The organism is Acrocarpospora sp. B8E8, assembly GCF_039871605.1.
Taxonomy (GTDB): domain Bacteria; phylum Actinomycetota; class Actinomycetes; order Streptosporangiales; family Streptosporangiaceae; genus Acrocarpospora; species Acrocarpospora macrocephala.
The window spans coordinates 131421-149280 of record NZ_JBDPLV010000015.1; the positions used below are offsets into that span (position 1 = coordinate 131421).

Genomic DNA, 17860 nt, shown 5'->3' on the forward strand with positions numbered 1-17860 from the left:
ATCACGAACAGGAACCACTCATGCCCACGCGAGAGATCCGCGCCGCCGAACTGGCGACACCAAACGGCCACTTCTCCCACGCCACCGAGGCCCGCGGCCGCCTCGTCTTCATCTCCGGTATGACCGCGCGCAACAAGGACGGCGGCGTCACCGGCGTCGGGGACATCACCGCCCAGACCCACCAGGTCTGCCAGAACCTCAAGGCCGCCGTGGAGGCGGCCGGCGGCACGCTCGACGACATCGCCCGGGTGGACGTCTACGTGCGCAACATGGAGGACTTCGCCGCAATCCACGAGGTCCGCCGCCAGTACTTCACCGCGGTGGCCCCCGCCTCGACGCTCGTCGAGGTGAGCAAGTTCGTCAACAAGGACTACCTCATCGAGATCAACGCCATCGCGGTGATCCAGGAATGAAGCTCGCCGCCATCCGCGTCGAGGTCAACGCGGTGATCCTGGCATGAGGCTCGCCGCCATCCGCTTCGACGGCGAGGTCCGCACCGGCCTCGTGGCCGACGAGGACGTACTGGTGCTTCCCGCCGCGGCACCTTCCCCCGACGACGTCGTACGCGGCGGCGCCGAAGCCCGGGAAGCGGTGCGGGCGGTGGCGCGGGGTGCACCACGGCATCCGGTCGAGAGCCTCGACCTGCTCGCGCCGCTGCGCCGGTTCAACCGCGACGTGCTGTGCACCGGCTGGAACTACTGGGACCACTTCGACGAGTCCAAGGGCAAACGCGAGGGCCAGGACCCCGAGAAACGGCCCACGCACCCGACCTTCTTCACCAAAGGGCCCGACACCGTGATCGGCCCGCGCGACGACATCGCCTGGGACCCCGGCCTCTCGGCCAAATGGGACTACGAGGCGGAGGTGGCGCTGGTCATCGGCCGGGACGGCAGGTCCATCCCGGAGGAGCGGGCGCTCGATCATGTGGCCGGATACCTGGTCGCCAACGACGTCTCCCAGCGCGACCTGCAGCGGGCGCACGGCGGCCAGTGGCTCAAGGGCAAGAGCATCGACCGCACGATGCCCCTGGGCCCCTGGCTCACCACGGCCGACGAAGTGCCGGATCCCCACGACCTGACGATCACCCTCGATCTCAACGGCCAGCGGCTGCAGCAGGCGAGCACCCGGCAGACCGCGTTCTCCTTCGCCTGTCTCATCGCCGAGCTGAGCCGGGGGATGACCTTACGCGCCGGGGACGTGCTGCTGACCGGCACGCCCAGCGGCATCGGCAACGCCCGCGAGCCACAGATCTTCCTCACCGAAGGCGACCTGCTCGTCACCCGGGTCGAAGGGCTCGGAGAACTTCGCAATCGGGTGGCCCGCTTCCCTCTCACCTAGCGGGCTCAGAGAACTGCACAACCGGCTAGCCCTACCTAACGGGCTCGGGAGAACCGCATAACCGGATGGCCCGCTTCCTCCTCACCTAACGGGCTCGAAGGACTGCGTAACCGGGTGGCCCGCTACCCCCTCACCTGAAGGAGGCCGACCACCGATGGCCGGTATCGACCTGCACACTCACCTGGCACCCGAACTGGGCGAAGCCGAGATCGCGGAACTGCCCGGCGTCTCCGCCGACCACGGACGCCTGGCCGTGGACGGCTCGCACGGCGGGCCGCCGCGGTTGAACCAGCCCGAGGCGCTGGAGGCGTGGCTCGACGAGCGCTCCCTGGACGCCGCCGCGGTCTCCCCGCCGCCGCCGTTCTTCCGCCAGCACCTGCTCGTGACCGAGGCCGAACGCTGGGTGCGGGCGCTGAACGACGGCATACGCCGGGCTGTGACGGGTCGGCCGCGATTGCTACCGATGGCCTACCTCCCGCTGGAGCATCCGAAACTCGCCCTGGCCGAGCTCGATCACCTGCTGACCCAGGACGGCTGGGCGGGGTTCGCCGCTTCCGCCGGCGGGCGCTCGACCAGCCTCGCCGATCCGTCGCTGGAGCCACTGTGGCGACGCCTGTCAGCTGACGGTCGACCGGTCATGCTGCACCCGGGGAGCAGTCCCGACACGAGGCTGGGCGAGTTTTACCTGGCCAACCTGCTCGGCAACCCGTACGAGACGGCCGTGGCCGTGGCTCAGCTGCTCTTCGGCGAGGTGACCACCCGCCACCCCGGGCTACGCTTCCTGCTCGTGCATTGCGGCGGCTGCGTGCCGGCCGTGCTCGGACGCTGGCAGCAGGGCGTGGACACCAACCGGCCGGACGTGCCCGCGCTCGCGACGCCGCTGCGGCAGGCGATCCGCAGCTTCTACATCGACTGCCTGGCCCACGATCCCGATGTCGTCGATCTCGCGGTGCGCGTGTTCGGCGCCGACCGCATGGTCCTCGGCAGCGACTGGCCGTTCCCCATGGGCAGCGACGACCCCGTCACCCTGCTGTCGCATCGGGACTCCGGGTTCGTACAGCAGGTTGGCGAGGAGAACGCCAGGACCCTGCTCGGAACTTTCACATAGTCCGGGCCAAATCAATGATCCGGCGGCGGAGCCACTGATGCGCGAGATCGTCGTCGCGGCGCGGATTCCAGTACATGGCTTCGTGAATGGATCGCAGCACCAGCGGACACTCCACGATCCGCAGTTGCGCCGTGCCCGCCAGCTCGCGAGCGAGGCGTTCGAGCGCGATGGTCGCCAGCCCGGTTCCGCCGAGCAGGAGCAGTGCCACCACGAAACTCTCCGTGGTCAGCTCAACCGGAAGATGCACCCCCAGCGACTCCAGCTCGGTGTCACTGATCGGTGAGACGGTTCCCCCGCTGAAGGCGACATATCGCAGCGAGGTGAGCTGCTCCAGCGTCACCCTGTCGCCCACGTCAGGGTGGTTCTCATCGACCACCAGTACGTAACGATCGGTGAACAGCGGCTCATGGGGAAAGGGAACCCTGCGCCCGGCGAGCTCGGTCGGGATGATGACCATGTCAACCGCCCGATGGCGCAGCTGGTCGGCGAAATCAGCCTCCACCGGACGCACACAGATCCGTACGTTCGGCGCCTCCAGCGCAATCGACTCCAGCAGCGGACGCAGCAGCACCATCGTCACGTAATCCGCCGCCATGATGGTGAATGCCGCGTTGTCCTTCCGCGGATCGAACGCAGGGGAGCGGAGCAGTACCGCCTCGGTGGCGACCAGCGCCCTCCGCACCGGCCCGACCAGCGTCTCGGCCAGCGGCGTCCGCTTGAGACGCCGCCCCTCCCGCACCAGCAGCGGATCATCGAAATGTTTGCGCAGCCTCGCCAGCGAGGCACTCATCGCCGGTTGCCCGACAGAGGACCGCTCAGCGGCCCGAGTGACGTTGCACTCGGTCAGCAGCGCGTCCAGCGCGACGAGAAGGTTGAGGTCGATGCCCGTTAACCGCATAACGGGCTCCACCGACTGATGACGATCACCGTTCTTGATGTTGCCACGATCCGCAGTTTCCTCACGCGACGCGGTGCCATATGCCGATCAGCTTCTCACCTCCGAGCCGGAAGAGAGAGGCCCACCCACGCATGAGCGCCACCCCACACATGGAGTGACACCACCACCGCGTCCCGTGACGTAATGAATCAATGGGTCGCCGCGGATAGTTCACGCTGCTCTCGGGGAGTGGCTACGACCTCGTAATTCTTCAAGGCCGTAACTCGCGTACGCCAGGAATTCGGAGAAGAGCCGCTCCGGCTCTGAGAAATGCGAGAATAGTAAGAGCGGCTCGAATTCCTGAAACATCACGGGACGCTGGCCCGTCACGGGCGCCGAGAGCACTGCCGGAGATCAGCCGTTCGACTTCTGGTTACCCCAGCGGGATGGTGACGTCACGAAAGTTCCCTTGCCGTGGATGGTCTGCACGAGACCACGCTCTTCGGCCAACTCCTGGATAGCGCGGCGAACGGTCATGCGAGCGACCCCCCACATGTTCGCCATATCCAACTCGGAGGGAAGGCGGGAGGCCGGCGCTCGGCGACCATGCTCGATCTGCCCGGCGATGAAGTCGGCCATCACCATATAAACGAGATCGGGCCCGCTGCGATCAACCGGCGGAAGTTCTGCTCCAAGGTCATCAACTGCCACCGCGACAACATAACCTCCATTATCTTCGAGAGAAATCTATAGACCTCTTAAGATGTATATAGATGTCTACCCGCTGAGCTGCGAATACTCATCAAGAATCTCTCCGATTAAAGAGGTTTTCGCTCGATGCCCGGCACTTCCCGTCAAGGGACATCCTGGATCGCCGGAGATGGCGACGACAATGTCCCAGACCTTTGTCCCCCTACCATTCGGCACAGCGAGCCCAGCCCGAGCGAGTGCGAACTTCCGAGGTTCGTCAAGGCCTGACCGACGGCGCCGTAGCCGATGGGCCGGCGGCAACGGCGACGCGGCAATGATCGAGCAGTTCCGCGAGCCGATCAAGCCAGGCCGATCAGCGCCAGCCCGGACGCCGGACCCGCGCGGCGGGCTCCTGGGTGTTGCTCGGCACGTTCCGGATGACCGCGGGGCTGACCACGATATAACGGAGCAACGCCGCCGACGGAGTGGTCATCGCCGACGCCGTCCGCCTAGTCCACTGAGTCCCACACGTGGCGTGATACCGCCGTTCCCGAGACGCTGAATATCGAGGACGGAAGGCTCCGCCTTTCGCGGCGTAATAAATCTAAGGGTCACGGCAGGATAGTTCATGGTGCTCCCAGAGAGTGGCTGCGTACCTTGCTTTGAAGACCTAACTCGCCGTAACCGTTCGAGTGTGTGGAATTCGGGGCACGCCGGCCATACATCCATCCCAAGGACGGCACCTTCCACCCGCGGCTGGTCGGCGCGCCGCGGGTGGAGGGTTGCCAGGCGAGGCCGATCAGGCGGTGGCGGGAGACACGACTTGAAGCCGGAGACCATGGCGAGCAGACCGGCTTCGCACCATTGGTCGTAGAACGCGGTGGCGGCGGGGTCGCCCACCGGTCTGCGGAGGCTTGCGAACCACCCTCCCGACACCCCGGCGGGCACCCGCTCGCCGGGCCACGCCTGGGATACAGGCGGGCCACGCTCCAGTCTCGTGAACCGTGGCCCGCCTGGGCGGGATCAGGTCGTGGTGCCGGTGACCGTGGTTCCCGACTTGGTGACGAAGTAGGTCACGGTCGTGCCGCTCCAGAAGTGGAGGGTGAGCGTGACTCGTGCGGCGTCGTTGACTTCGGCGAAGAAGGCCGGGGTCAGCGTGATGGTGTTGGTGCTGTAGTTGGGCGCGAACGCGACGTCGAATTCCTTGAACGACGTCCAGTTGTGGGGGCCGGCGTTGGTGCCGTTGGCGTACTTGGCCTCCATGGTGGCGAGCTGGTCACCCTTGAATGTGGTGGGGATGGCGAAGGAGTTCGTCGTTCCGCTCGCGTTCTGCACTGTCGGCGTGTCGTAGGTGAGTATGTTGATTCGCCACGGGACGCCTTGGGAGAAACGAGCCGACAGGGTCGCGTTGACGCCGTAGGCCCGGGAGCCTGTCAGCCGGGTGAGCGCGGATGCCGTGAACGTGAGTTGGTTGCCCGAGATGGTGTAGTCGGTGCCGCGTACCAGATCTGTGTTGCCCTGGCGGATGCTCACGAACGAGGTGCCGTTCAGGTTCAGCGTGAGCGTTTTGCTCGTGATGGCGGACGCTCTCGCGTTGAATACCTGATCCGACGATGCTGTGCCCGAGCGTGTCGTCCAGCTGGACTTGATCTGCGCGAACAGTTCGGGGTCGGACCACTGGAACGAGGTCCGGTTGAAGTGCTGGCCGTTGTCCCACAGCATGGTGGTGATCTGCCTGGTACGGGCGTCGTGGCCGAGGAATTCGAAGAACTTGAGTTTCTCGCCCTGTTGGATTGTGCCGGTGTGCCGGTCGAAGCCCAGCAGGCCGTACTCGCCGATGATCACGGGGATGCCGCGGGTTATGAAGGCGTTGTACACCCGGTCGAAGGAGTCGGTCAGGTCCTGCTGGACGGTGGCGTCGAAGCGTGTGCCGCCGGCGACGTTGACGCTGAACGGCCAGTATCCGTAGAAGTGGACCGTCGCGATGAGGTTGGGGTCGTTCATCGCGTTGAACGTGCTGACCAGTTCGTCGACTCTGGGCTGGTCGGCCGAGGTGTGCAGGGTCGGCAGGACGAGCAACCGGGTCGCGTTGTTGCCGCCCGACTGGCGCACGATGGTGCGGAAGGACGTGTTGAGGTCATTCAGCAGCGTCGCGTTCTGGGCGTCGCCGGAACTGCCGGTGAAAGTCGGCTCGTTGACGCTCTCGAATATCAGCTTGGCCGAGGAGTTCCGGAACGTGCTGGCGATCTGGGTCCAGATCGCGTTGTACCGGGCCAGGACGTTCGTCCGGTCGCCTGGCATGTTCTGGATCCACTGCCATGAATCGTGATGGATGTTGATCATCACGTAGAAGCCGTCGGCGAGGGCCCAGTCGACGACTTCCTTCACCCGGTTCATGTGCGTTGCGTTGATGGTGTAATTGGGCGCACCACCCTGGTACTGACCCCAGGTCACCGGGATCCGGATGCTGTTGAAGCCCTGCGCCCTGATGTTGTCGAGCAGCGCCGCTGTGATCTGCGGGTTGCCCCATGAGGTCTCGCCCGAACCGGTGGCATCGAGGGAGTTGCCCAGGTTCCAGCCGGGCTGCATCGCGGCCACGACAGCCCGCGCGTTGCCCGGCGTCGGCGTCGGCGTCGGCGTCGGGGTGGGCGTTGGGCTGGGTGTCGGTGTCGGTGTCGGGGTGGGCGTTGGTGTCGGGGTGGGCGTCGGGGTGCCGCCGCAGGCCACGCCGTTGACGGTGAAAGCGGTGGGATTGGTGTTGGCGCCGCTATAGCTGCCGTTGAAGCCGATGGTGACGCTGGCTCCCGTACCCAAACCGGGCGCGTACGACGGAGCGGTCACGGTCACGCTCTGGCCCGACTGAGTCCAGGTTCCGCCCCAGCCCTGGGTGACCTGCTGGTTGCCAGGCCAGGTGTAGCGCAGCGTCCACGGGCTGACCGGGTCACCGAGGTTGTTGATCGTGATGTTGGCGCCGAACCCGCTGCCGTTGTCCCAGGCCTTGGCGTAGGTCACGGAACAGGCGACCGCCGCGTGGGCCGCGGGCGAGGTGACAGCCACCCCGATCGCCGCCAGAAGCACGACCGCTGTGGACACAACCCACAAACGTAATCTCTTCATCTTCAAGCCTCCATGGATGGAGCGCCCGATTTGGGAGCGCTCCCATGTTTGGCCTGTTCCGCGGATGTGTACAGGACGTTTCCCCAGGCCGTACCACTGACCTGCTCCTGGGCATGAACGATTCAGCGGAGGTATGAATATGGGATGCCGTACAGCTCGAACAGCGGCGGCAGCCGAAGGAATGGTGGTTGTCACCTTTCCGCCAGATGGCCCTGCTCCGCTAGATCGGCGAGCATGGGGCGGCCGATTCGGGGTGTTTCCGGCATTTCCATTTACGGAGGGACTCTCGCGTATGCGCAGCGATGGCGGCACCGGGCTCACGCTCTACTACCGCGCCCGCTAGGAGGCCGCCATGCATCATCCGCGAACCAAATCCAAACCGAAGAGAAGATCCGGCGGAGCAGATTCCACGTCCACATCGGGGGAGGAGGGCGGCTCCGGATCCCCCACCTCGTCGTCTGGACAGAACCCCACGCCGACCGCCCAAACGCCCCTTCCCAATACGCGACCCAAACCGCGACCGAAGCCGCTGCCGAAGCCTCCGGAGAAGCCTCCGGAGAAGTTGGACATCCCAACCCCGACGATCACGTCTCCGCAGGTTCCTCAGGACCCAGATCCGTTGCCCCTTAAGATCACCTCGGAGAAGCCACCCAGAGCGAGGCCGCGCGCGATCCGAATCACCCCCGATGGTTCCGGGTTCACGGTGCAGTACGCGCCGCTGCGGCCCCAACGTGATCGCGAGCGTCCCGCGCCCGTCCTGACCCTGGGACAGCCGAGCCAGCCACCGTTCAGCGACACCACATCGTCCGACGAAGAGCCGTCCTTCCAGATCTTGGAGCCGTCCATCCGGCCTCGTCCGCTGTTATCGCCGCCCACACCATCGAGGAAGCTGCCGGTTCAGCTACCGCCGATCACGTCCAACACGACGTCGCTGACGAGGAAGCCACAGGTCCCGCCGCCGCTGATCATCTCCAACACGACGTCACCATCGAGGAAGCCGCCGGTTCAACTACCGCCGCTCATTTCCCAGACGACGACCACGACGTCGCCAGCACGGAAGATCCTTACCACCGACCACCCTGGCGTGATCGAGATCAGGCCGAGCGCACAACCGGCGACCCTACCCGTTCCGTCCGTCGCCCGGCCCGAGCGAAAGCTGCGGCGCGAGAAGCCCGAATCCGGGGAGTCCGAGATCGGCGAGCCGGAGCGTACGGGAAGGAGCATGACCCGTTCACCGGGCGGCCCGTCGCAGCGGACTGCGTCTCCGAGCGGGAGATCACAGGCGCTCACAAAGACACGTGGCACCCGGCTGCAGGACCTGAACCGGCATGACGAGACCCGCCGCCGCCGGAACGAGGCCCGCGACATGGCATTCGTCCGAGCTCTCTACGATGATCTGTACCTGCTTGGCATATTCGTCGGTGATCTGGCCACAATCGAGAAATACGTCTACAACAAGCTGGGCTTCAGCGCGCCCGGCTATCTGAGCAAGCCGATCCCCATCACGGAGATCGCCCCCTTGATCAACGGCGCCTCCACGGAAACGTACAAGGTCCTTAGCCAGCTCAACGTGCTGGAAAAGATGGACATGTGGGACGCGCTGGCGATCGGGGACTACATCGCCTTCACAAATGCCCGATACCCGGGCATACGCACGACCCAGGAGCAAAGGCAACGCCGTCTCATCGTGAACGTCGTCGGCCAGCAGTCGGCTATCAAGATCGTGCGGGCGCTGATCCCCCTGTTCAACGACTCGACCACCGAACGCTACTTCAAGGAGGTCAAGGTATTCCTCTCCACCGAAGCCTTGCCCGAGGACGAGGTGAAGAACGACAAGCTGGTCGTCTACTACGACGTCGCCCCTGTCCGGGAGGACGCGGCCGACGACATCGGCGACCAACTCGTGGCCATGATCTATAGCACGATCGAGCACGGTGACGTCGACGAGACGATCACCCCGTTCTACTCCGAGCTGATCCCCGCCATCTCCTGGGCCGAGGATCCGATGGACTTCGTACCCGCCATCTCCGAGCTCAGTTTCACCCAATCCCGCGCGAAGGCTATCGCCCTGGCGATCCGTACAGCCGAGACCAGGCGGCGGACCACGGGCGCGACGATCGACAGTGCGGAGGACCTGATGACCCTGATCCGGATGGCCTTCGAGATATTCGGCATCCACCCGGCCCTGCCGCACCGCCACGACCCCTCGACCGCCGTGTGACGATTATTCGACGGCTCTCTCGATGCTGGCGTTGAAGTGGGCCAGACCTTCGGCGAATGAGGCCAGTTCCTGTGGGGTCCAGCTTTTCAGGACGCTGGCGAGGCCGTTGAGCCGGCACGTGCGTTCCTCGTCGACTCGGCGCAGTCCTTGCTCGGTGATGCGGAGCTTGCGGGCCATGCCGCCGTCGGGATCGGGGATGCGCTCGGCCAGGCCACCGCGGAGCAGGGCGGTCGTCTGCCGGTTGACAGTCGAGGTGTCGAGGCTGAACGCGTGCGCCAGCTGGCCGATCGACATCGGTCCCTTGACTTCGAGCCGCCGCAGCAGGATGTAGCTGCTGCGCTCCAGCCGGCGTTCCTCGGCGCCGTCGGCCGTCGCCACCAACTCCTTGTAACGGCCGATCAGCATGAACTCACGCTCGATATCGGCGATCACCTCTCGCATGGAACCCTCCGATCGGGGGTCAGGTACCCCACCATCAGGCTATATGTATTATGCACATCATATGCATGATGCACAAATCTGACAGATGCGGAGAACCCATGAGCCCCTCGCACGCCGCGCCGCGCACCGGAGCCATCATCAGCGTGCTGGCGGCAGGGGGCATCACGGTCTCCCTGATGCAGACCCTGATCGTGCCACTGATATCCAGCCTGCCGACCCTGTTGCACACCAACGCCGCCAACGCCTCCTGGGCGATCACCGCCACCCTCCTGGCCGGCGCGATCGCCATGCCCGTCGCGGGACGCCTCGGCGACCTGTACGGCAAACGCCGCGTCATCGTCGCCAGCGCGATCCTGCTCGCCATCGGCTCCCTGGTGTGCGCGCCCGCCAACTCCCTGACCCCGATGGTCATCGGCCGCGCGCTCCAGGGGCTGGGCATGGCCGTGATCCCCCTGGGGATCGCCATCATGCGCGACATCCTGCCGCCGCAACGACTCGGCTCGGCCATCGCGCTGATGAGCTCATCACTCGGCGTCGGCGGCGCGCTCGGCCTGCCCGCCGCGCTCGTCGCCCAGAACCTGAACTGGCACGCGCTGTTCTGGGGCTCGGCCGGTCTGGGCCTGCTGCTGTGCGTCCTGGTCCTGCTGATCGTGCCGGAGTCCCGAGTCACGTCGCCGGGCCGCTTCGATTTCGGCGGCGCGGTCGGCTTGTCCGCCGGTCTGGTCCTGCTCCTGCTGCCCATCTCCAAGGGCAGCGACTGGGGCTGGACGAGCGGCACCACGCTCGGGATGTTCGCCGCCTCGGCCGCGATCCTGCTGCTGTGGGGCTGGTGGGAACTGCGCACGCCCGCACCCCTGATGGACCTGCGTACCAGCGTGCGCCCCCAGGTGCTGATGACCAACCTGGCCTCCGTCGTCATCGGCTTCGCCATGTACGCCATGTCGCTGATCACCCCCCAACTCCTGCAACTGCCCGCCGCGACCGGGTACGGCCTGGGCCAATCGATGGTCGAGGCCGGCCTGTGGATGGCCCCGGCCGGGCTCGTCATGATGGCGATCTCACCCCTGGCCGCACGCCTGTCAGCGGTTCGCGGCCCCAAGACCTCCTTGCTGCTCGGCACGCTCGTCATCGCCTCCGGCTACGCCTTGGCCCTCGCCCTGATGGACAGCGCCTGGGGGGTCCTGATCTTCTCCGCCGTGATCAGCGCCGGGATCGGATTCGCCTACGCGGCCATGCCCACCCTCATCATGAGCGCCGTGCCGCTCACCGAGACGGCAGCCGCCAACGGCCTCAACAGCCTGATGCGCGCGATCGGCACCTCCAGCGCCAGCGCGGTGCTGGGCGCGGTCCTGGGCACCATGACGGTCAAGCTCGGTCCGGTGACGCTCCCCTCCGAGGACGGCTTCCGCGTCGGCCTCTTCATCGGCGGCGGCGCCGCCCTGCTGGCGGCCCTCGTCGTCCTGGCCATCCCCGGCCGCCGCGCCGGCGCCCACCGGCTGGTCGAGACACCCGCCAGCCTCGACCTGGTCCGGGCATGAGCGTCAGCGCCTGAACTCGACGGTCCTGACGAGGCTGGTTTCGGGGATCCGGCCGAGCGCGCGATAGGTTTCCTCGGCCTCGCCGACCGACGTCGTCGGGGCCAGCGGTTTCGCGTGTTCCGCGACGCTGTCGGCGACGGCCTGTGGGTCGAACACCCAGATGGGGACGGCGGCGGGTCCGATGTGCGCGACCTCTCCGAACGGGTTGCTCTTCAGGGTCCGATGCAGGCCGAAGTCCCCGCGGCCGGCCTTGATGACCAGGCTGCCCACCGGGTCGTGCGCTTCGCCGTGCAGGTCATGGACGCGTTCCAGCGCCTCGTGGCTGGGGCCGATCACGCCGCGCAGGGCTTTGGCCTTGATGGCCAGGCTGAGGTTGTGGTCGAGTTCCTCGATCTCCATCTCGGCGTCCACGCCGTAACCGGCGAGCGCGAAGTAGGTGCGGCAGTCCTGCTGGAGCAGGCCGGCCAGGGTGAGGTGGTCGGCGAACGAGGTCTGCGTCGGCCGTACCTCCTTTCCGGTGGACAGGGTGTCGGAGCCGACGTCGACGCTGATCAGGAGGTCCGCGCCGTAGTGCTCGGCCACGGCGCGCAGGCCCTGTGCGACACCGGTGCCGCCGCCGCGCAGGGAGATCAGGAAGGCCTCGCCCCCGAAGTGCCGGGCGGCCGTGGCCTCATGCGGCTGACGACCGTCCACCTCGCTGTCGGGGTACACGATCACGCTGTGCTCGTTGAGCGGCTTCGCCGGAGCCAGGCGTGCGGGGTCGTAGAAGTCAGGTCCGACGGTGACGTGGGTCGCGGTCCGCTGCTCGCCGACCGGCAGCCACCACTGGCAGGCGACGCCGCCCAGGATGACGCGCTCGACGCCGAGGCGCCGCAGCCAGTCCGCCACGAGTGAGGCCACCAGGCAGTCGCTGCCTCCGCCGTGGCCCATCACCAGTGCCACGCGGGATGTTATAGCGGCTTCTTCGATGGTGGGAGTGGGCATGACGAAATCACCTTTCGACGGTCGGTGAATTGATTAGCAAAATCTATTTACTAAAGGATAGTTCGTACCTTTATCAACTTCAGGCGAACCGTTTCCCCAAAAGGCTCGAACGCGGTGCCGGAACTCGGTCACGTCGACCCGCAGCGCTACCGCGACCGGGGTTCCCTCAGCCGACGCGTTGCCGTCATCCGGGCCGCCCAGCCGCTTGCGGGCCAGTTCTCGCAGGTCGACGACGGTCTGACCCCACGCCGCGCTGCCCCCCGTGTCCACGGCCACCGGCAGGATTTCCGTTTCCACCAGTGCGGCGTCCACCGCGACCATGGCGGCGAGCAGGTCGTGACAGGGGGTCTCGCCGGCGGCGCAGAACGTGCCGGCGGCGCGCCGGTACATCTGCAGCGACTCGCGGAGGAACGCCGCAGCGGGGCTGCGCCGGCGATCGAGGAGGTCCAGCTCAACTCGGGTGAGGGTGGCCCGGTGCGTCACGTCCAACCCGACCATGAGCGGCGGTGACGACCACACCGCGCCGAGCACGGCGGCGGCCGCGCCGGGATCGTGCGCGATATTGGCCTCCGCCCAGGGGCGGGCGTTGCCTCCCGCGCGTGCGCTTCCCCCCATGAAGGTCAGCCGGCTGTCGCACGTGGCCGCGCCGGATGCGATCGCCGCGGCGACATTGCTCAGGGGACCCAGCGTGAGCAGATCGGTTCCCCGGCCGAGTTCGCGGCCCAGCACGGCGATCGCGGTCTCGTCCTCGCGAGGCCCGGTCCGCGGTGGGCCGAGGCCGACGTCCCCCAGGCCGTCGTGGCCGTGAATCAGCACCGGCCGGCGCGTTCGCGGGGCCGGGGCGCTCGGGTCGAGTCCGATGTAGATGGGAATATCCGGTCGCCCGGCGGCCTCCACCACGATCCGCAGATTGCGGGCGGCGAGTTGCGCGGGCACGCTGCCCCCGACGGCGGTGATCGCCACGACGCGCAGATTTTCCTGCGCGCACAGCCAAAAGACAGCCGCGGCATCGTCGATTCCCCCGTCGCTGTCCACCACGAGCCGTCGAACGGCATCATTGCGTAAATCCTGCATTAGCATTTCAATTCTGAGGCCCAACGTAAACTCGGGTAATCGAGGAGTGGCGATATTGTCCGAAGCCGGTGCCGACGCGGTTCCTGTGGAAGATCTTGAGGAGGCTCTTCGCGGGCACTCGGCGGGCACCACACCAGGGTTCCTGCTGCGCCATGCCAACCTGCGCTGGCAGCGGCGCGTGGCCGCCGCGATGGCCGACATGTCGCTGACTCATGTGCAGTTCCTGGTGCTCAGCAGCACCTGGTGGCTGGGCCGCAACGGTGACCCGCCGCGGCAGCGTGACGTGGCCGAGCACGCGGGGCTGGAGGCCGTGCTGACCTCGCAGGTGCTCAAGGTGCTGGAACGCGATGGCCACATCGAACGGGTGCGTGACACGGGTGACGCGCGCGCCGTCCGGGTGGCGGTGACCGTGCAGGGCCGCGACCTGGCCCGGCGCTGTGTCGTGATCCTGGACAGGATCGACGAGACGTTCTTCGCCGAGGCGTACCAGACGCCAGGGTTCATGGACTGCCTCCGTTCGCTGGCGGGTCGTGACGTCACGGGCGACGCCCTGGCTGACTAGAGCGGCCAAAAACCGGCTCGTACGGCCGGGCCCAGGTGTCGTCCGGGGGGACGAACGCGCTCTCGGCCGCGAGCTCGGCCAGGATGCGGCGGTATTCGACCGTCATGCGGTCGGTTCTGGTGTGCATCTCGGTCTGCATCTGAAGCGGGAACTCCGGCCGGATCCGCTCAAGCAGCTCCCGATCCTCGTTCTGGATCTTCCGGTCCAGCTCGATGATCCCGGCCTGCTTGGCCTCGTCTGGATTGTCGTTGCGGGCGATGAACTGGCAGAAGAGGGTGTGCGTGTCGTCCACCGGGGTCGCCGTCTTGAAGAGCACGTGCCGGAGGCCGTTCTCGTACTCCATGAGGTCACGGAAGACGAAGGGCTGCACGAGCTCGGAGTTGGTGATGCGGGTGGTGAACTCGCCGGTCAGGCCGGTGTTCGCGCGCTGCGCGTCGGTCAGCCGGGAGACATAGCTCACCCGCGATCGCAGTCGTTCCGCGTCGCGTTCGACGGTGAGGCCGTTCATCCGCGGGCGCGAGGAGTCGCCGATCGTGCGCCGGTGCGTCCAGGCCAGGTGGGAGACGTCCAGCGCGTTATCGATCACACGAGGGGCGGAGGCCGTCCACACCTCCATGATCTCGTGGATCAGGACGTACTGGGGGTCATCGGCCTCGGGCAGCTCCGGGATTGAAGCTCGGGGCATTCCAGGGCAAATCCAGATAAGCCCATAGCGTTCTGCGACCAGAACCGACAGCGTCCGGGCTCGGGGTGGGATGGGTTTGTCGGGATCGTTCTGAGGGATTCGCGTGCAGGCCCCGGACGGGGCGAAGGACCAGCCGTGGTACGGGCAGACCAGATCGCCGTTCTCCACCCAGCCCTGGGACAGGCGCGAGCCGCGGTGCGGGCACTCGTCGACCGCGGCGCCGATCTCACCGTCGCGACCCGACCAGACCACGTAGTCCTCACCGAGCACCCGGACGGCATGTGGTGAGTGCGCGAGGTCGGCGGCGTACGCGACCGGATACCAGTAGTCACGGAACGCTGGGACCTGGCTGACCAGCATCAGATCTCCTCCCGGCATTGCTTAAGGTACGAATAATAAAGGTACGAACCTATTTTGGCCAGGCCCAGGCTGGTCCGCCGGCCGTACCTCGGGAGGATGGCCATCCGGCAACCCTTGAATCGGGGAGGCACTCCTTGGCTGAGGCTTTCCTCTGGCTTCGTGGTAGCTAGGGATGGCCTCGCTAGCGTGGAATGGTGGGTAAGTATTTGTTGAGATAGATTGCGCCCACGATCGATTCGCGGGCGGCTCACGCTGCTCAGCGTCGTGTGTGCCCTGGTCATCCTCATTCCCATGGCCGCGGTGTGGCCTGGCACGACACGCAGCAGCAGGCGATCTTGATAGCGGCGGCCATCCGTGGGGGCTCCTTGCCGCACGTGGTCACGCCGACCGTACCGGGCGTCGACCTGGTTCAGGTCGTAGCGCCGGACGGGCGTGTCCTGGCCGGATCCCCGGCGGCCAGGAACAAGCCGCCGATCAGCGTCGCCCGGCCCGCGCCGAACGATCCACTACTGGATCTGCAAACCTGCTCCAACAGTGAACCAGGCTGCCTTCGTTACAGCGCGCTCCGGGTCGACGCCCGCGCCGACTCCCCGATCGTGCTCGCTGCCCGTCGCACCTCAACCACTCTGTCCACGGGCTTTGTCGACGCCATCGTGGCCGCGCAGGCCACTGTCCTGGTCTCGTGCGTGGCCGGGCTCACGTGGGCGGTTACCGGGCGCATCCTGCAGCCCGTGGACGCCATCCGATCGAAGCTTGCCAAGATCACCTTCAGTGACCTGAGCCATCGCATCGCCGAACCGGCGGGAGACGATGAGATCTGCAGATTGATCCGTACCCTCAACCAGACGCTGCTGCGCCTGGAGACTGCCACGCACCAGCAGCGGCGGTTCGTCGCCGATGCCTCGCACGAGCTGCGCACCCCGGTGGCGGGGTTGCGGGTCAAACTCGAGGAAGCCCAAATGCATCCGCGGGACATCGACCTGAACGGGCTGCTGGAGCACGCTGACCGATGTCGACCGCCTGCAGGCGATCCTGGCCGACATGCTCATGCTGGCCAGTCTCGAATCCAGCGCGGAGCGCAAACGTCAGCGGGTCGACCTGGCGGCCCTGACGCGTGCGGAACTGAAAGGCGCGCCCATACCCCGCCCATCCGATCGAGCCTGGAGGACGGCGTCACCGTGGCGGGCGTGCCCAGCCAGCTCAGCCGGATGCTGACCAACCTGCTGGACAACGCGCAGCGGCACGCCCGGCACGTGGTCGACATCGAGGTGCACCGGGACAGCGACAGCGCGCTGGTGACGGTCTGCGATGACGGTCCCGGCATAGCGGAGGCCGATCGCGAGCGGATCTTCGAACGGTTCACCCGGCTGGACACGGCCCGCAGCCGCGGCCACGGGGGCACGGGCCTGGGCTTGGCGATCGTCAGCGACGTGGTGCACGCCCACGCGGGAACCATTCTCGTCGGAGAATCCGTCCACGGCGGCAGCCGTTTCGACGTGCGATTCCCCCTCCTCACCGATGCTCCGTGACGCGCCTACCGGTGCTGAGGTAGGGCGAACGTGGTGAGGATCTCCGGGGCGGAGAAGGCGACGATGCGGCTGATCCCGGCGGTGGTGAGGGTGAGAACCTGCAGGGTGGCGAGCATGTGGTGGCCGCCGATCGGGAGGTAGGTCGCGAACGCGGGCTGGCCGTTGGCCTGGGTGGCCACCAGTCGCAGGTCGCCGGGGCCGGCGGGGCAGGATCCGGCGAGATGGCGGACGATGTCGTGGGGACCTTGGAACCAGAGCGTGGTCGGGGGCATCTCCCAGATGGCGTCGCCGGACAGCAGCTCGGCGATCGTGTTCATGTCCTTGCGTTCGAACGCGGTGGCGTAGCGGGCGAGCAGCTCGCGCTGTCCTGCCGCGGTGGGTTCGGTGATCTCGTCCTGGTCTGGGGCGATCTCGTCAAGGCGCGCGCGGGCGCGTCGCAGGGCGCTGTTGACGGCGGTGGTCGTGGTGCCGAGGGTCTCGGCGACTTCGGCGGCTCGCCAGCGCAGGACGTCCCGGAGGATCAGGACCGCGCGCTGCTGCGCCGGGAGGTGTTGCAGGGCGGCGATGAAAGCCAGCCGGATGCTCGCCCGGTCGGTGACGATCGTGGCGGGGTCGCCCGGGCTGATCATGGCGTCAGGGATGGGTTCCAGCCACGTGACCACAGCCCGGCGGTCCTCTCCGGGGCCGCCTAGGCCGACCGACAGCGGTTGCCGCCTGCGGCTGTTGAGCGCGGTCAGGCAGGCATTCGTGGCGATCCGGTACAGCCAGGTACGCATCGACGCCCGGCCCTCGAACGTCTCATGGAAGCGCAGCGCGCGCAGGAAGGTGTCCTGAACGACGTCCTCGGCGTCGTGGACGGAGCCGAGCATGCGGTAGCAGTGGGCCAGGAGCTCGGGCCGGAAGCTCCCGGCCAGGACATCGAAGTCCTCATCGACTCGTGTCGTGGGCGCGGGCCTGTTCATCGCGCTGGCCATCCTGGCCGCGGTGGGTCTGCGCCAGGTACGGCCCGGCGGGCACGACGCCGCCTGAACTTATCCGAACCCCATCTCAAGGAGTCACCATGGGCATGATCTTGTTGGATATGACGATGTCGCTGGACGGATTCATCGCCGGGCCGAACGGCGAAGATCGCGGCATCGTGTTCCTTTCTCCGTCGGGAGGTTGGACGTGGTGGTGGAGCGGAGCTAATACGAGGTGGGGACCTGCCGTCAAGGGGCGACTCCTGCTGTTCCGCGATATGTGCGGGCGAGGCGCGGCTCATCTGGTGCTCTCGGGGTGCCCGCGTCGATCGGTGCGGACGCTTCAATGAAAATTCCATCGCTGCAGTATGGCGAGT

The 17860-nt window shown here is 66.8% G+C and carries 15 protein-coding genes; 7 read left to right on the top strand and 8 right to left on the bottom strand.

Translation table 11 applies throughout. The annotated features are described in order from the left end of the window. Positions 1-20: 20 nt before the first annotated feature. The 3 genes from ABGB08_RS17235 to ABGB08_RS17245 all read left to right on the top strand — a co-directional run bounded on the left by ABGB08_RS17235 (position 21) and on the right by ABGB08_RS17245 (position 2446). The gene (locus ABGB08_RS17235; RefSeq protein ID WP_347591403.1) at positions 21-413 is read left to right on the top strand and encodes a RidA family protein; all 393 of its coding nucleotides are present in this window, start codon (positions 21-23) and stop codon (positions 411-413) included. 43 nt (positions 414-456) lie between these two features. Then, on the top strand, positions 457-1338 hold the full coding sequence (locus tag ABGB08_RS17240) for a fumarylacetoacetate hydrolase family protein (RefSeq protein WP_347591405.1): 882 nt from the start codon (positions 457-459) through the stop codon (positions 1336-1338). A 154-nt stretch (positions 1339-1492) separates the two neighbouring features. Then, complete coding sequence (locus ABGB08_RS17245) at positions 1493-2446, top strand: amidohydrolase family protein (protein ID WP_347591407.1); 954 nt, start codon at positions 1493-1495, stop codon at positions 2444-2446. Here ABGB08_RS17245 and ABGB08_RS17250 read toward each other — a convergent pair. The 3 genes from ABGB08_RS17250 to ABGB08_RS17260 all read right to left on the bottom strand — a co-directional run bounded on the left by ABGB08_RS17250 (position 2439) and on the right by ABGB08_RS17260 (position 7130). Further along, positions 2439-3344, bottom strand: a complete 906-nt coding sequence (locus ABGB08_RS17250) for a LysR family transcriptional regulator (RefSeq protein ID WP_347591409.1) — start codon at positions 3342-3344, stop codon at positions 2439-2441. The genes ABGB08_RS17245 and ABGB08_RS17250 overlap by 8 nt on opposite strands. 393 nt (positions 3345-3737) lie before the next feature. Further along, the gene (locus ABGB08_RS17255; protein ID WP_246268776.1) at positions 3738-4034 is read right to left on the bottom strand and encodes a GntR family transcriptional regulator; all 297 of its coding nucleotides are present in this window, start codon (positions 4032-4034) and stop codon (positions 3738-3740) included. Between the two features lie 1002 nt (positions 4035-5036). Continuing rightward, the gene (locus ABGB08_RS17260; protein WP_347591411.1) at positions 5037-7130 is read right to left on the bottom strand and encodes a cellulase family glycosylhydrolase; all 2094 of its coding nucleotides are present in this window, start codon (positions 7128-7130) and stop codon (positions 5037-5039) included. Between the two features lie 1084 nt (positions 7131-8214). Between ABGB08_RS17260 and ABGB08_RS17265 the strand changes: the two genes are divergently transcribed. Next, complete coding sequence (locus ABGB08_RS17265) at positions 8215-9351, top strand: T3SS effector HopA1 family protein (RefSeq protein WP_347591413.1); 1137 nt, start codon at positions 8215-8217, stop codon at positions 9349-9351. 3 nt (positions 9352-9354) lie between these two features. On the opposite strand, the gene ABGB08_RS17270 is transcribed toward ABGB08_RS17265, so the two are convergent. After that, positions 9355-9792 carry a MarR family transcriptional regulator gene (locus tag ABGB08_RS17270; protein WP_155357590.1) on the bottom strand — a complete coding sequence of 146 codons (438 nt, stop codon included), beginning with the start codon at positions 9790-9792 and terminating at the stop codon, positions 9355-9357. Positions 9793-9890: 98 nt separating this feature from the next. Here ABGB08_RS17270 and ABGB08_RS17275 point away from each other — a divergent pair, with 98 nt between their 5' ends. Beyond that, positions 9891-11330 (top strand): MFS transporter, encoded by a 1440-nt coding sequence (locus ABGB08_RS17275; RefSeq protein ID WP_347591416.1) that lies wholly within the window; start codon positions 9891-9893, stop codon positions 11328-11330. 3 nt (positions 11331-11333) lie between these two features. On the opposite strand, the gene ABGB08_RS17280 is transcribed toward ABGB08_RS17275, so the two are convergent. Both ABGB08_RS17280 and ABGB08_RS17285 read right to left on the bottom strand, forming a co-directional pair. Beyond that, the gene (locus ABGB08_RS17280; protein ID WP_347591418.1) at positions 11334-12272 is read right to left on the bottom strand and encodes a DUF1152 domain-containing protein; all 939 of its coding nucleotides are present in this window, start codon (positions 12270-12272) and stop codon (positions 11334-11336) included. Positions 12273-12347: 75 nt separating this feature from the next. Then, entirely contained in the window at positions 12348-13388 is a 1041-nt protein-coding gene (locus ABGB08_RS17285; RefSeq protein WP_347591420.1) for a nucleoside hydrolase, read from the bottom strand. Between the two features lie 55 nt (positions 13389-13443). Between ABGB08_RS17285 and ABGB08_RS17290 the strand changes: the two genes are divergently transcribed. Then, entirely contained in the window at positions 13444-13950 is a 507-nt protein-coding gene (locus ABGB08_RS17290; protein ID WP_347591422.1) for a MarR family winged helix-turn-helix transcriptional regulator, read from the top strand. Here the strand turns inward: ABGB08_RS17290 and ABGB08_RS17295 are convergent. After that, complete coding sequence (locus tag ABGB08_RS17295) at positions 13925-14995, bottom strand: aromatic ring-hydroxylating dioxygenase subunit alpha (protein WP_347591424.1); 1071 nt, start codon at positions 14993-14995, stop codon at positions 13925-13927. The two genes, ABGB08_RS17290 and ABGB08_RS17295, sit on opposite strands and share 26 nt — an antisense overlap. A gap of 302 nt (positions 14996-15297) precedes the next feature. On the opposite strand from ABGB08_RS17295, the gene ABGB08_RS17300 reads away from it, so the two are divergent. After that, positions 15298-16524: a HAMP domain-containing sensor histidine kinase gene (locus tag ABGB08_RS17300; protein WP_347591426.1), complete on the top strand. Its 1227-nt coding sequence runs from the start codon at positions 15298-15300 to the stop codon at positions 16522-16524. 5 nt (positions 16525-16529) lie between these two features. On the opposite strand, the gene ABGB08_RS17305 is transcribed toward ABGB08_RS17300, so the two are convergent. Next, a complete protein-coding gene (locus tag ABGB08_RS17305; RefSeq protein ID WP_347591428.1) occupies positions 16530-17486 on the bottom strand; it encodes a sigma-70 family RNA polymerase sigma factor in 957 nt (318 codons plus the stop codon). Positions 17487-17860: the final 374 nt, after the last annotated feature.

What these genes read in the sequence shown, in the direction of transcription:
- ABGB08_RS17235 (WP_347591403.1), top strand. Translation starts at nt 21, where the DNA reads ATGCCCACGCGAGAGATCCGCGCCGCCGAACTGGCGACACCAAACGGC.
- ABGB08_RS17240 (WP_347591405.1), top strand. Translation starts at nt 457, where the DNA reads ATGAGGCTCGCCGCCATCCGCTTCGACGGCGAGGTCCGCACCGGCCTC.
- ABGB08_RS17245 (WP_347591407.1), top strand. Translation starts at nt 1,493, where the DNA reads ATGGCCGGTATCGACCTGCACACTCACCTGGCACCCGAACTGGGCGAA.
- ABGB08_RS17250 (WP_347591409.1), bottom strand. Translation starts at nt 3,344, where the DNA reads ATGCGGTTAACGGGCATCGACCTCAACCTTCTCGTCGCGCTGGACGCG.
- ABGB08_RS17260 (WP_347591411.1), bottom strand. Translation starts at nt 7,130, where the DNA reads ATGAAGAGATTACGTTTGTGGGTTGTGTCCACAGCGGTCGTGCTTCTG.
- ABGB08_RS17270 (WP_155357590.1), bottom strand. Translation starts at nt 9,792, where the DNA reads ATGCGAGAGGTGATCGCCGATATCGAGCGTGAGTTCATGCTGATCGGC.
- ABGB08_RS17275 (WP_347591416.1), top strand. Translation starts at nt 9,891, where the DNA reads ATGAGCCCCTCGCACGCCGCGCCGCGCACCGGAGCCATCATCAGCGTG.
- ABGB08_RS17285 (WP_347591420.1), bottom strand. Translation starts at nt 13,388, where the DNA reads ATGCAGGATTTACGCAATGATGCCGTTCGACGGCTCGTGGTGGACAGC.
- ABGB08_RS17295 (WP_347591424.1), bottom strand. Translation starts at nt 14,995, where the DNA reads ATGCTGGTCAGCCAGGTCCCAGCGTTCCGTGACTACTGGTATCCGGTC.
- ABGB08_RS17305 (WP_347591428.1), bottom strand. Translation starts at nt 17,486, where the DNA reads ATGAACAGGCCCGCGCCCACGACACGAGTCGATGAGGACTTCGATGTC.